The following is a 13,971-nucleotide window of genomic DNA, read 5'->3' as shown; positions in this document are numbered from 1 at the left end:
AGTGCCTCCTACAACACACCAAGTTCTTGAAGAGCCGCTGACAAACGTTCTTTCATTGCTTTTTTATCGACCATATTATCCAAACTCACAATCTTAGGCTCAACACCCAGTGATTTTAGTTGGTCTGTTATATCATTTGTACCAATAAAGATGTCGCAAACGGTCCCCTTTGCGGAACCTAAATCTATGTGGTCGATTTCAGCGTCAACATTTAGATCTTTCACTATATTTTTGATGCTTATTTCCATCATCAAACTTGTACCTAGGCCGTGGCCGCAAACTACCATAATTTTCATTATATTCACCCTCTGCTTTATTGTATTTTTACTATTATTTATCGTGTTTTTACTATTAATAGTCTTGGATAACACGCAGAATATCTTCAACAGATTTGGCTGAGCAGATATATTCTACGTCTTCTTCATTCATAAATAATTCGGCCAATTTAGATATTGCATCTACGTGACTATTACTATCTGTCGCAGCCAAAGTAACCAGCATTTTTACAGGATCATTGCCATCCGAATTAAAGTTAACTCCATCTTGAATTACCGTTAGGCCAAATGCTAAACGATTAACCCCATCTTCAGGTCGAGCATGAGGCATCGCCATTCCAGGTCCAACAACATAATAAGGACCGAGCTCCCTATGTGACCGAAATATAGCTTCAACATAACTTGGATTAATGGCCTTATTTTCAATCAATGGTTGACATGCTTTGCGAATTGCATCTTGCCAGTCGTCAGCCGATTTATGCACTCGAATAACGTCTTCGGTTAATAGTTCACGTAACATTTTTTAGGTTCTTGATATGAATAGGTAGCATCAATTTATCTGTCTATCCAAATAGAAAACCAGATCGAAATCACAAATGGTAGCGCTATCTTTATGTGTTGGTTTGATTTGTGATAGCGCTATCATTTATTGAAATCATAGTATTTCATGTATCGGTGCAACAATAGTTATACGGTAATATCAACACGCCCGAGTGTGTGTGTTAAAATCACATCGCTAACTTATTAATAACATGAAGATAAATATGAGCGAATCGCGAAAACGTAGAAGCACGGGAAAGGTTACCATTGCCGATGTCGCAGCTAAGGCGGGTGTTGGCACAATGACGGTATCAAGAGCATTAAGAACACCTGAGCTTGTTTCTAGCAAACTAAGAGAAAAAATAGAATTTGTTGTTGAAGAACTAGGTTATATCCCAAATAAAGCAGCTGGCGCTTTAGCATCTGGCGAAAACTATTCAATAGCATTAATCATCCCATCGCTAATTGAAAAATCTTGCGCTGTGTTTTTACCCAATTTCCAACATTCGCTTAACCGTCAGGGATACCAGTTATTGCTCGGTTATAGTGATTATTCCATTGATAATGAAGAGAAACTATTAGCCACTTTCTTGGAAAGTCAACCAGCAGCTGTTGTGCTATTCGGGAGTGAGCACAGTTCAAAAAGTCACCAACTTCTTCAACGCGCTAACATTCCCGTCATTGAAATTGCTGAGTTGAATGAATCATCAACGTATCTGAATGTCGGCGTTGATTACTACAAGGTTGGCAAACAATGTACTCAACATCTCATTGAAAATAGATATCAAAATATAGGGTTTATTGGAGCACGTAGCCACCACTCCGTTCTAAGAAATGAACTGCGGGGTTGGCAAAGCGCATTAATTGATAACTACCAAGCACCTGATCACTTTCTAACAACTCATGAAGCTCCCTCTGCACACTTAGGTAAGGAAGGAATTTCTAAATTGTTATTAAGGGACCCAACGCTTGATGCTGTGGTATGTAGCCACGAAGAAATAGCTCTGGGAGTATTATTCGAGTGTCAGCGTAGGCTGATTAAAGTTCCTACGGAAATGGCCATCATCTGTTTGGATGGATCATCTCTTTGTCAGTATGCTTTTCCAGCCATTAGTGCCGCTCATGTCAATTATGAACAGCTTGGTCTTTTGGCCGCTGAGCGCTTATTAAAACAAATCAAAGAACAAACACTTGAACTGGAATCAACAAACGTTGGCTTCCAGTTACAAAAACGAGCTAGTACTGTTTGTCCGTGATCACCTTGTCGCAATCAACAAGGTGGCTTACAGGCTTACAGCTGAATTTTCTTAATCATCCCAGCTTCAGCATGGCCGGGTATATTGCAGGCGAACTCAACATTATTATCACCATGGAAGTGCCATAACAGTTGTTTCGCTTTACCCGGTGCCACGGTGACGGTACTGCCGCCATCGTGTTTATGATTGCCCATTTGGCGCATCATTTCTCGGTGTTTTAGCTGCTCGGCGGCTGAACCAATCGAAAATTCGTGGTCAATTTTGCCCGTGTTCATGACAACAAATTGCACCACGTCATTCGGTTCGATGTTGACCTCTTTTTTGAAGGTGATTTTCATGTCATCCGAGAGTAAAACATGCACCACTTTATCGGGTTTTGCTCCTTTAGCAGGCATGCCGACTTCTGACATGTCATCCATCGCCATGTTCATCGTGTCTGTTTGCTTCATCACCATGCTGCCATGATCCATTTTGCTATGATCCATTTCAGCCATGACAGAAGAAGTGAACAACGCCAGTGAAAGTGTGATTAGTGTTTTTTTCATTTTGATTTTCCTTAAATTCATTCAGTTACTCTTTATTTTCCGATTAGTGCTTAGCTTTTACTTTGCCAGCTGCACGCTATTTGAGTGTTGCGATTTCACGGTTTTTCCATAACTTGAATACCGCAGGTAGAACCAATAATGTGAGCAATAGTGCTGAAGCCATGCCTCCAATCATGGGGGCGGCAATGCGCTGCATTACCTCCGAACCAGTTCCCGTGCCATACATAATCGGGATCAGGCCAATAATAACTGTCAGTACCGTCATCATGACTGGGCGCACGCGCTGCCCTGCTCCTTCGCCAATAGCATTGATGAGATCTTGGCTGTCAATGACCGCACCATTTTCTTGCGCATCAATTTTTTTGTAGTGCCAAGCTTGGTTTAAATAAACCAGCATGATCACACCAATTTCTACCGCAACACCTGAAAGTGCAATAAAGCCCACCCCCACGGCGATTGAAAAGTTGTAGCCAAGGTAGTGCATCAACCACACGCCACCCACCATCGCCAGCGGTAATGTCGCCATAATGATCAACACTTCTCCGATTCGCCGGAAACTGAAATAGAGTAGCAACATAATGATTGCGATCGTGATCGGTGCGACAACACTTAAGCGTGCTTTTGCTCGCTCCATGTATTCATATTGACCAGACCATACGAGAGAATATCCCGCTGGCAGCTGTAATTGCTCCGCTACCGCTTGTTGCGCCTCTGCCACATATGAACCGAGATCGCGTCCATCAATATCGACAAAGACCCAGCCATTTGGCCGTGCGTTTTCGGTTTTGATCATCGGCGGGCCGTCTTCGTAGCGAATATCAGCCACATCGGCCAAGGCCAAACGTGCACCGTTTTGAGTCACCAAAGGTAAGTTTTGCAGCTTCACTACCGAATCACGGTAATCTTGCGGGTAACGTACATTGATCGGGTAACGCTCTAACCCCTCAATGGTTTCCCCTACATTCATGCCCCCCACTGCGGTTGAAACCACTTGTTGCACATCTTTAATGCTTAGCCCATAGCGCGCCGCTTGTAACCGATTGATGTCTATCGTTACATAACGTCCACCAGCCACACGTTCAGCATAAACCGATGCCGTGCCTTGAACGCGGTTAAGGATAGGTTCAAGTTGCGCACCGATGGTTTCAATCTGTTTGAGATCGGGACCCGCTATCTTGATACCAATCGGCGTTTTGATCCCTGTAGCTAACATATCGATGCGTGTTTTGATTGGCATCACCCACGCGTTGGTTAACCCCGGAAATTGCACTAAGCTGTCAAATTCCTTACGTAGCGATTCTGTGGTTACGCCTTCACGCCATTGATCGCGAGGTTTAAGTTGGATCACCGTTTCAATCATGGTTAAGGGCGCGGGATCGGTTGCGGTTTCTGCACGCCCCATTTTGCCCCACACGGTTTTGACCTCTGGTACGGTTTTGATGAGTTTATTGGTTTGCTGCAATAGCTCACGCGCCTTACCAATCGAGATCCCCGGATAGGTTGTCGGCATGTACATGAGATCGCCTTCATCTAATGGCGGAATAAACTCACTGCCTAATTTGCTCATTGGGTAATAAGCGGAAGCCATTAATGCCAAAGCCAATACAATCATGCTTTTGGGATAACGCAAACTCAGGTTGAGTAGTGGACGATAAAGTGCTACAAGCCCTTTATTGATAGGATTTTTGTGCTCGGAAATAATATTGCCACGCACAAAATAGCCCATAAGAACAGGGACGAGCGTGATCGCTAAACCTGCCGCAGCGGCCATGGCATAGGTTTTAGTGAACGCCAATGGCGAGAACATCTTGCCTTCTTGGCCTTCGAGTGCGAAGACGGGCACAAAACTTAACGTAATGATAAGTAGTGAGAAAAATAGTGGCGCACCGACTTCTTCAGCGGCTTTACCAATCACCTGCCAGCGATTTTTGTCGGTCAGTGGGGTGCGTTCAATATGTTTATGCACATTTTCGATCATCACAATCGCCCCGTCGACCATAGCACCGATAGCAATGGCGATCCCCCCAAGTGACATGATGTTGGCATTGATACCTTGCCAGTGCATCACAATAAACGCCGATAGAATGCCCACGGGCAAACTCAAAGCAATCACTAGTGATGAGCGGATATGGAATAAAAACAGCGCACACACGACCGCAACGACAATGAACTCTTCTGCTAGCTTATGCCAAAGGTTTTCAACGGCTTGATTGATCAAGGTTGAACGATCATAAGTGGCAACAATTTCGACACCTTCCGGTAAACTGCGTTGAAGATCAGTCAATTTCGATTTGACGTCATCAATCACTTGGCTAGCATTTTCGCCAAAACGCATCACGATCACACCTCCAACCGCTTCTCCTTCACCGTTAAATTCAGAAATACCACGACGCATTTGTGGGCCAAGGTTAATATCCGCCACATCACCCAACAATAATGGCGTTCCTTTATCGGTCACTTTCAGTGGTAGCGCTTTAATGTCATCAATGCTAGTCAGATAGCCGCTGGTGCGTACCATGTGTTCGGCTTCCGCAACCTCAATCACTGACGCTCCCGACTCCTGGTTACCATTTTGGATCGCCGCATTGATTTGTTGCAAAGTCAGGTTATAAGCGCGTAGCTTTGCCGGATCAATTTGCACTTGATACTGCTTAACCATGCCGCCAACGGTAGCCACTTCGGAGACACCATTCACCGTTTGCAGCTCGTACTTCAAAAACCAATCTTGCAAACTGCGTAGCTGCGCAAGATCGTGTTGGCCGGTTTTATCTTGCAGTACATAACTGTAGATCCAGCCAACCCCTGTCGCATCCGGCCCCAAGGTTGGTTTGGCATTGGGTGGCAGTTTTGGCGTCACTTGACTTAGATATTCCAATACCCGCGAGCGAGCCCAATACATATCGGTTTTATCATCAAAGATGATGTAGACGTAGGAATCACCGAAGAATGAATAGCCACGGACCGTTTCTGCCCCCGGAACGGCAAGCATCGCCGTTGTGAGCGGGTAAGTGACCTGATCTTCCACTACCTGCGGCGCTTGGCCGGGATAGCTGGTTTTGATGATCACTTGCACATCTGAGAGATCCGGTAAAGCATCAACAGGTGTGTTCTTTACACTGTAAAGTCCGCCCAAAGTGAGAAACAGAGCCGCCACCAACACCAAAAAACGGTTATTGATCGACCAACGAATAATCGCACCAATCATTGTTGACCTCCTAACGTTTCTGCGGCGGTAATGTTCGTCTCACTACTTGCCTGCTCACTCGCTTCCAGTGCTTTTAGTACATATTCGTCACCCTGCTTTGCCACTAGAAATCGAACCCTTTGCCCTTCAGCAAATAAGCTGAGATCAAACTCCTCCTCAACCGTGAAGTTCATCTGCCCCGCTTGCCAGCCCCATTTGCTTACCGGTTTATAGTTAAGTGTGAGCATCCCGAAATCAGCCATAAGCGTACTGATGTCTCCCGTTAACCAAGCTTCATTGGCAGCTTTCACTCCATTAATACGTGATAAATCAGCACTTTGACTCGACTCTGAATCCAACAGAAAATGTGCCGACGTGACGACCGTGTCTTGCTCCGTTAACCCTTGTAAAACTTCAAGGCGCTCGCCTGCTTCGCGGCCAACTTCAACCCTTGCTGAACGGTATTTGCCATTTCCTTCAGCAAGTACGACTCGCGTCATGCCGCCCGAATGAATGACTGCTGATTTAGGAATGGTGAGCACCGCTTGTTGCGATACGGGCTGCAAAGCGATGTTGGCGAACATGTTAGGCTTCAACTCCCCCTTCGGATTGAGAAATTTCAAACGCATACGCAGCGTTCGGGTTTTCGGATCCAAAATGGGATAGACGTAATCTATCTTCCCTTGCCACTCCTTGCCGGGAATAGCATCCAGTGTCATTGACGCTAAACTACCCGACGTAATCCAATGTGCTTGGCGCTCGAATACCTCAGCATCAACCCACACTTCGTTTAAAGGACCTGCGCTTATCACCGCTTGCGCTGGCGATAAGTAACCCCCTTCGCGAATATTCAAACTCGCAATCACCCCATCAGCAATGGCTTTGACCTCTATCGATTGAGTGGCTTTGCCTCGAGCGATAATCTGTCTGATCTGTGCACGATCAACCCCCAGTGAAACCAAACGCTCGGTTGCGCCTTTCAGTAAACTTTCACGGCTGGCTCGATGAGCATTTAACAGCTCCTCCTGCGCTTTAACCAGCTCCGGTGAGTAGAGCGTAAATAAGACATCGCCTTTACGAACCTGCTCTCCAACCGCATTAATGTTCAGTTTTTCAACCCAACCGGCAACGCGAACGTTCGTTTGCCACAATAAACTGTCATCAAATGCAATGTAGCCCACTGTCTCAATACGTGGAGATAACTGCGTAAACACCACGGGTTCCGTTTTCACACCCAAGTTATTTTCGACCGCAGCACTGATGGTCACCGTGCCACTCTTCTCTTGTGCTTGCGTCGGCGATTCGGTGTACACAGGGATGAGGTCCATCCCCATCGGTGACTTACCCGGTTTATCACGTTTATAGTTTGGGTCCATCGGCGCAACCCAGTACAGCGGTTCAGACATCGCATTGGTTGAGTTCATTGTCTCCATATAATGACCAGACAGGTATTGATTGATGCTAAACCCCAGTAATCCACCTATCGCTAAGGAAAGTACGGCTATGTTTAATGATTTCATTGAGTTCTCCTACTTTTCTACAGACGTAAGCGAAGGGGCAATAACTTGAAAATCGAACCCATTTAATAGATAAGCGAGGTTACTTTTGGTTAGATTTAAATCGGTCATTAGGCGTACTTGCTCTAATTGCAGCGCTAGTTCATCGCTGGCGGCACTGACGACATCATTAAACTGGGAAGTATTGTTTTCATAGCCTCTCTCAACCGCTTGAGTGCGGGCTTTCGCTTGCGTTAATAAGGTGGTTTGATAGCGCGATAAACGCTGTTCGAGGTTCATTTTATCAACCAATAAGGCATTCACTTTGGCGTTCATCTGCGCCAATAGAACATCACGCTGTGATTTAGCCGCGCCCACTTGATATTGCGCCGCAGCGTGGTTTCTATCTTGGCGGTTCCCCGTAAACAGCGGGATATCCATGGTGAGATAAGCACTGACCATATCGGCTGCGGGTCCGCCTTGCATGCTGTTTGCTTGGCGATAGGCGTACATCACTTCCAAACCAAACTGAGGTTGATAGGCCGTTTGTGCTATTTCGACTTGCGTTTGGTTGGTGTGAATTGCCGCTTCTGCCATGCCGACCATCGGGTGAGTGACCAACAAAGCGTAGTGAGTGGTACTGTCGTTAACCGTAACCAATTGCGCATCTAAACGGGACCAGTTCACTGACTCTTCAGCGGCTAACATAGGCTGTTCAACCAACCAAGCGCTACCTAACCATTCGGATAATTGCGACACAATGCGTTGCTGCATTTGTTGATTGGCTTGTAATTTTTCGTCCAACTTGGAAACTTGTAACTGCGCTTGCAGCAGATCTTGCGCTTCGCTTTTACCTAATGAATAGTTCGTTTCAATAAAACCAGCCAGCTCACGCATTAAGGTTTGGTTTGCCCGCACGATACGTTCAGCGCGTTGTTGGTAGCCTAACTCTAACCATAATTGAGTCATGCTGTTTGCCACTTCCAACTCACGTAAATTAACCTGAAGCGCAACGCCAGTGGCTTGTTGCTTTGCTTTTTTCGCTTGTAATGCCAAGCTTGAACCCCGTTCAAACTGCTGCATTAAGCCCACAGAAATGTTAGTCATAGGATCTTCATCAAACTTAAAACTATCAATGGGCAAACCACCAAAGCCAACTTTGATCTTAGGATCCATCAGGGTTGAACTGGCCATTCCAGTTTCTTGTATTGCTTGAGATTGAGCAAAATATTGCTTGCGGACGGCATCATTCGCTAATGCAGCGTCAATCAGCTGAGCTAATTGTTTTGCATGCGAATCTGGCTGAGCCATCGCGGCTTGTGGGGCTGCATTCACCATCAAGGGGAATGACAAAACGCCCACTATACTGATCGACCAAGCGATCACAGAGAGTTTAAGGTTCACAATAAAATTCCATCTTTCATGCATCGCAAAAGGTTGAGATGCAACAGAGAGTCACTAACCTAGTTAAAGGCCGCACAAACACGCCATAGGCGTAATGAAAAGGAAATTAAACGATAGGGGGACGGTAAAGTGAGCGGGCGACCATCACAATGCCACGCGTTGCTTCTGCATTGATCAACAATAAAACCGCGTGAGGTGTGAAGGGTTGGTGTTCAGTGATAAAGAAAGCTAACGTGGTCATGCACATGACGCTACAACAGGAATCAACACCTTGGTCGCTGTGATCGATACAATCGTTACTCATCGCTGATGAAGTCATGTCACTTGCATCGGAATCATGGTGCGCAGCGTTCATATTTGAGCAGTGTTGCGGCGGGTTTGCATCGTCAGTCACTGAATGGGATACAGCCGAAGTCGGTGACATTGTGATCGCCATTAAAGGTGCGCTAGACACTAAGCTTGAAGCAAGCAGCGTCATCATCACCAACATGGAAACCCAAATTGTATGCAGCGAAAGTTGCATATCCAATATCACTATCTGACTGAAAACTCTCACAGACTAAAGCTTGCCCTAGGGGTAAGGTCAATTAATTTAAATTTCGAAAATCGATAAAAATAGCGATTAGGCTATCTTCTCAAGAGTTCGCCACTTGCAGATCGCTAAAAATATCAAAAAGTTGCTTGGATTTATAAGGTTTGGGCAAATACGCATCCATGCCCGCGTCAAAGCAGCTTTTAATATCCTCCTCCAAAACGCTGGCGGTTAAGGCGATAATGGGTAATTTTTCAACGCCTTGCTCTTTTTCCCATTCGCGGATTTTCTTCGTCGCGGTTAAGCCATCCATCACTGGCATCATGCAGTCCATTAACACCGCAGCAAAATGTCCCCCTTGGGTGATGGCATCTACCGCTTCTTGCCCGTTGTTGGCCACCACATAACCAATCCCTGCTTTTTCAAGGAAGAAGCTGGCGATTTTTTGGTTCATCAAATTGTCTTCAACGATCAAAATACGCTTATGATTGCACTCTAAGTAGTCTAACTGACTCTCCTCGACTGGCGTTAAAAGCGTTTCTGTATCGGCCACTAATGCTTTGAGGGCACGTTCAAAACGCGCCCCTAAAAAAGGCAACGTGATACTTGCCTGCGCAAGATGAATTGCGTCTTTGTTGACGAACAAGTGATGCTGCAGAACCACTATTTTTGCACTGGAAAAATGCTCACGTAGCGCAATGAGATCAGATTGCACGCTGTGGCTTAAGCTTTGGCAATATAAAATACATACGGCGCTAAGCCCACTCTTGACTGCTTGTTCAACATCACGCGCTTCATTGAGTTGAATTCCCCATTGAACGCATTCACGCCGAATAGCGGATGAGTAGTTAGACATATTGGTAATTAACAACGCCTGCATGGCAAGAGGCTCAACTTGCGGCTGGTCTTCGGCAACCTCAATCGGGACGACAAATTCAAAGCAGCTACCTAAGCCTTTAGTGGACTGTACATGAATGTCACCCTGCATCAGATCGACTAATTGACGGCAGATAGCCAACCCTAACCCAGTCCCACCAAAACGACGGGTAATACTGCTATCTTCTTGAATAAATGGATCAAAAATCGTGTTCAACATCTCTTTATCGATACCACTTCCCGTATCGGATACAGCAAAACGTATCGAGGTTATATCGCCCGTTTCTAAGGTTAAACCCGTGTTGACATAACCATCTTTGGTAAATTTCACCGCATTGGACAACAAGTTCATCAAGACCTGCTTCAGACGATATTCATCCGCGATGATAAAACGAGGTAATGCAGGGTCGAGATAAATATTAAGCTCGATATGCTGGCTCAACGCTTTCGCGTTCACCAAGTTCACCGTGTCGTATACCAATTCAGCGAGTTCAAAGCGATGCGGAGCAAGCTCCAAGTTGCCTGATTCAATTTTAGATAAATCGAGAATATCGTTAATCAAGATCAGCAACGCTTGCGAAGAGGTATCAATATCGGCCAGGATTTCACGCTCATTCCCCGTAAACTCGCTGCGTGACAATATTTCAGTCATACCGATAATGCCATTAAGAGGCGTTCGGATCTCATGCGACATATTGGCTAAGAACGCGCTTTTGGCTCGATTAGCGGCAATTGCCGCTTCCTTTGTTTCCACCAAAGCACTCTCGTACTGTTGCTGTTTCTCAATAATATGATTGAGATTGATCGTAAAGCGGGAAAACTCATCTTTGCCATCAATCGGGATCTGTTCAATGCCGTTCTGCTTTTCACGCAATCGACTCATGGTATTGATAATCCGCTTGAGCTTTGACGAGATGCGAGATGAGGTACTTGCTCCTAGCACAAACAGCAGCGCCAACACGGCTAACAGCGATGCCGATATACTTAACATACCCATTTTTTCTTGCTGGAGACGCACATTCAGTTGAGCCGATAAGTGTTGGTTGACACTTTGCACCAGTTTATCTATCGCCAAGTAACGCTCTTCCACATTTTTGACATAAGAAGCTAATGCTTGAGGATCGGCTTCATTACTAACGATTTTTTCGCGAATCAAAGCGGCTTGGAGAAATTCAGGTTGCGTAAACGACAGCATCAGTTGTTCGAGTTGAGCACCGTTATCAATGATACGTTCGAAGTATTGTTGCTGGCGCTCAACAGCTTGAAAGTATTCTGTTTGTCGAGATTGAAACACCTCTTGATCCATGGTTAATTCTTTGATTAACCACGCCTCTTTTTGCACCCAAAATGCAAACCAATGCAGGTCGCTATACACCAGATCCAAGGTATGAATATCAACAGGCGCAAGAAAACTGTTGGTTTTTTGCAGCTCGGCCATCACTTCATACAAAAGATTAAATACTTGGCGGCCTAATTCTAGGGTCTCGCTTTGTGAGGCCGACGGCAACTCATCCAACAAATGGTGAAGGTCAAGCACACGGTTTTCTATCAATGTACGGTTGCTTTTACTCCCAAAATGACTATTTGTAGAACCTGTATCCAGCACAATTTTATCCAGCGATTCAGCTAGCTCCTGCTTGAGCTGCGGCCGAGAGTCTTCGCTATTTTCGCTGCGCAACTTCGCACTGAGCAAGGTATAAAAAAGGGCTGAACTGGTGGTGACCTGATTGATTGCTCCAATCTTTTGGTTCAACACATGGTATGTGTCTAAACGGCTTTCAAATGGGAGGAATAGACGCCATGCCACAGCCAGAATAACCAGTGTTGGAATGAGGCAGAGTAAGAACAAGCGTGCCTTAATTGAGAAGTGGGTAAGTATTACCATTGTTATCATCCTTGGAAGTAATACATCCTAGCCAATGGTTAAATAGTAGACGTTATTTTATGCGTCTGCGCTCTTATTAAGATAAAACCAGCGCAGTAACGAAAGCATTCCGCGTCACGATTCATCCAATAAGCGTGATGGTGAATTAACCGAAAACTCACCACATTTTAAGATAACAATTTGAATCTAATCTCATTTTTATGAAAAAGAAAAACCATTCCACATCAAATATTTGAAGTAGACCATTATCATCACAAAATAAGTCGCGACTTTAGAATTTGTCAACATCTCTAACCACCGCCAAAAACCACTCAATACGCTGATTTTTACCTAGTTTTTAGTAAAAAATGTCGTCATTATTTTTGCTAGCAGAATAACCATTCCACATTTACAATCCGGCCACATAAAAACAACAATAAACATCGACTTGTATCTCAGCACAGATGACCGTGCAAGATACGCGTTCACCAGCCCTACACTGTGAACATTACTGCTTAACATAACGTGAAAGGTCCCAAGTCAATATGAGCCCAGAGAAACATCTCTCAGACTGGCAAGCCAGCCAAACGATTGCTGAATCTATGTCTCCCCTCATCGGTCAGCTTTATCGCCAACAAGGTGTTGAAGTGGTTTTGTTTGGAAAAACACTCATCAACGCCACCACCATTGATATCATCAAGGCACATCGTGTTGTTCGTCGCTACACAGGTGAGGCGCTTTCAACCCAGCAAACGATGCCGATTTTACAAAAACTGACCACGCTTGCTCTGTCGCCATGTCGTATCGACATTGGCCAACTTGCTCATCAATTTTGGCAACAACATGATGATGAACATGGCTTTGAGGATTACCTGCTAACGGCGCTTAATGGTGCGTTGAATGGTGAAACACTCAGTGAGCCTAAGGATGTGGTGCTGTACGGTTTTGGTCGTATTGGTCGCTTGCTGACTCGTCTTTTGATAGAAAAAAGTGGCCCGGGCTATCCACTGCGCTTGCGAGCGATTGTCGTTCGTGGGGGTAAAGCAGGAGATTTAGAAAAACGGGCAAGCTTGCTACGCCGTGACTCAGTTCATGGCCAGTTTAACGGCAGCATCATCATCGATGAGGCTCGCAAGGCCATTATTGCCAACGGCAATTATATCCAAATCATCTACGCCAATAAGCCACAAGAGGTTGATTATTCACACTATGGTATTCATAACGCGTTAGTGGTCGACAATACCGGTGTTTGGCGTGATAGCGAAGGGCTTAGTCAACACTTGAATTGTCAAGGGGCAAGCAAGGTGCTGCTGACAGCACCCGGCAAAGGTGAGATTAAAAATATCGTGTTCGGCGTAAACCACGCTGATATTCAGCCCGAAGACACCATTATCTCAGCCGCCAGTTGCACCACCAACGCTATCACACCGGTATTGAAAGCGATTCATGATCAATATGGTGTACTTTCTGGTCATATCGAAACGGTGCACTCTTTTACCAATGACCAAAACCTTATCGACAATTTCCATTCAGGTGAACGACGTGGCCGCAGCGCATCGCTCAACATGGTGTTAACCTCAACGGGTGCAGCCAAGGCAGTTGCCAAAGCGTTACCTGAACTCGCTGGTAAGTTAACCGGTAATGCAATTCGTGTCCCCACGCCAAACGTGTCGATGGCCGTAGCTAACCTCAACTTAGCCAATGCAGTGAATAAGCAAGATCTCAACGCATATCTACGTGAAATGGCGCTTAGCTCGCCACTTTCAGCGCAGATTGATTACACCGACTCAACAGAAATTGTCTCCAGTGATTTGGTTGGCTCTCGCCATGCTGGTGTGGTTGATGGCGCAGCGACGATCGCTCAAGACAACCGCTGCGTGCTCTACATTTGGTATGACAATGAATTTGGCTACAGCGGCCAAGTTGTACATTGTATGGAGCAGATGATGGGCGTTCGTTACCGAACTTTCCCAACTACCGCCCAGTAAACGGATTAATA

Annotated in this window: 10 protein-coding genes; 2 read left to right on the top strand and 8 right to left on the bottom strand. The window is 45.5% G+C overall.

Going from position 1 to position 13,971, the window contains the following annotated elements:
* Positions 1 to 8: 8 nt before the first annotated feature.
* Complete coding sequence (locus AACV20_RS12635; protein WP_088733162.1) at positions 9 to 296, bottom strand: PTS sugar transporter subunit IIB; 288 nt, start codon at positions 294 to 296, stop codon at positions 9 to 11.
* A gap of 55 nt (positions 297 to 351) precedes the next feature.
* Positions 352 to 795, bottom strand: a complete 444-nt coding sequence (locus tag AACV20_RS12630; protein ID WP_017048182.1) for a PTS sugar transporter subunit IIA — start codon at positions 793 to 795, stop codon at positions 352 to 354.
* A gap of 244 nt (positions 796 to 1,039) precedes the next feature.
* On the opposite strand from AACV20_RS12630, the gene AACV20_RS12625 reads away from it, so the two are divergent.
* Positions 1,040 to 2,071, top strand: coding sequence for a LacI family DNA-binding transcriptional regulator (locus AACV20_RS12625; RefSeq protein WP_170907399.1), 1,032 nt, complete (start codon positions 1,040 to 1,042; stop codon positions 2,069 to 2,071).
* A gap of 35 nt (positions 2,072 to 2,106) precedes the next feature.
* Here the strand turns inward: AACV20_RS12625 and copI are convergent, their stop codons facing one another.
* The 6 genes from copI to AACV20_RS12595 form a co-directional block, all read right to left on the bottom strand.
* The gene (gene copI / locus AACV20_RS12620) at positions 2,107 to 2,616 is read right to left on the bottom strand and encodes a copper-resistant cuproprotein CopI (protein WP_306685475.1); all 510 of its coding nucleotides are present in this window, start codon (positions 2,614 to 2,616) and stop codon (positions 2,107 to 2,109) included.
* A gap of 76 nt (positions 2,617 to 2,692) precedes the next feature.
* Positions 2,693 to 5,821 (bottom strand): efflux RND transporter permease subunit, encoded by a 3,129-nt coding sequence (locus tag AACV20_RS12615; protein WP_170907397.1) that lies wholly within the window; start codon positions 5,819 to 5,821, stop codon positions 2,693 to 2,695.
* Positions 5,818 to 7,320, bottom strand: coding sequence for an efflux RND transporter periplasmic adaptor subunit (locus AACV20_RS12610; RefSeq protein ID WP_170907396.1), 1,503 nt, complete (start codon positions 7,318 to 7,320; stop codon positions 5,818 to 5,820). Before AACV20_RS12610 ends, AACV20_RS12615 begins: the two co-directional genes overlap by 4 nt.
* A gap of 9 nt (positions 7,321 to 7,329) precedes the next feature.
* Positions 7,330 to 8,724 (bottom strand): TolC family protein, encoded by a 1,395-nt coding sequence (locus AACV20_RS12605; RefSeq protein ID WP_170907395.1) that lies wholly within the window; start codon positions 8,722 to 8,724, stop codon positions 7,330 to 7,332.
* Between the two features lie 82 nt (positions 8,725 to 8,806).
* Positions 8,807 to 9,223: a hypothetical protein gene (locus tag AACV20_RS12600; RefSeq protein ID WP_094125608.1), complete on the bottom strand. Its 417-nt coding sequence runs from the start codon at positions 9,221 to 9,223 to the stop codon at positions 8,807 to 8,809.
* Between the two features lie 112 nt (positions 9,224 to 9,335).
* Positions 9,336 to 12,002, bottom strand: coding sequence for an ATP-binding protein (locus tag AACV20_RS12595; protein WP_170907394.1), 2,667 nt, complete (start codon positions 12,000 to 12,002; stop codon positions 9,336 to 9,338).
* A gap of 515 nt (positions 12,003 to 12,517) precedes the next feature.
* Between AACV20_RS12595 and AACV20_RS12590 the strand changes: the two genes are divergently transcribed.
* Positions 12,518 to 13,960 (top strand): glyceraldehyde-3-phosphate dehydrogenase, encoded by a 1,443-nt coding sequence (locus tag AACV20_RS12590; RefSeq protein ID WP_170907393.1) that lies wholly within the window; start codon positions 12,518 to 12,520, stop codon positions 13,958 to 13,960.
* Positions 13,961 to 13,971: the final 11 nt, after the last annotated feature.

It is taken from the genome of Vibrio sp. B4-6 (assembly GCF_963888245.1).
Taxonomy (GTDB): domain Bacteria; phylum Pseudomonadota; class Gammaproteobacteria; order Enterobacterales; family Vibrionaceae; genus Vibrio; species Vibrio anguillarum.
The sequence above is the reverse complement of the archived record's forward strand: the minus strand, read 5'-3'. Positions and strand labels throughout refer to the sequence as shown.

Bases quoted from the DNA above. Each gene is read 5' to 3' on its own strand.
- AACV20_RS12595 (WP_170907394.1), bottom strand. From the start codon at position 12,002: ATGATAACAATGGTAATACTTACCCACTTCTCAATTAAGGCACGCTTG.
- AACV20_RS12625 (WP_170907399.1), top strand. From the start codon at position 1,040: ATGAGCGAATCGCGAAAACGTAGAAGCACGGGAAAGGTTACCATTGCC.
- AACV20_RS12605 (WP_170907395.1), bottom strand. From the start codon at position 8,724: ATGCATGAAAGATGGAATTTTATTGTGAACCTTAAACTCTCTGTGATC.
- AACV20_RS12615 (WP_170907397.1), bottom strand. From the start codon at position 5,821: ATGATTGGTGCGATTATTCGTTGGTCGATCAATAACCGTTTTTTGGTG.
- AACV20_RS12635 (WP_088733162.1), bottom strand. From the start codon at position 296: ATGAAAATTATGGTAGTTTGCGGCCACGGCCTAGGTACAAGTTTGATG.
- AACV20_RS12630 (WP_017048182.1), bottom strand. From the start codon at position 795: ATGTTACGTGAACTATTAACCGAAGACGTTATTCGAGTGCATAAATCG.
- copI (WP_306685475.1), bottom strand. From the start codon at position 2,616: ATGAAAAAAACACTAATCACACTTTCACTGGCGTTGTTCACTTCTTCT.
- AACV20_RS12600 (WP_094125608.1), bottom strand. From the start codon at position 9,223: ATGCAACTTTCGCTGCATACAATTTGGGTTTCCATGTTGGTGATGATG.
- AACV20_RS12610 (WP_170907396.1), bottom strand. From the start codon at position 7,320: ATGAAATCATTAAACATAGCCGTACTTTCCTTAGCGATAGGTGGATTA.
- AACV20_RS12590 (WP_170907393.1), top strand. From the start codon at position 12,518: ATGAGCCCAGAGAAACATCTCTCAGACTGGCAAGCCAGCCAAACGATT.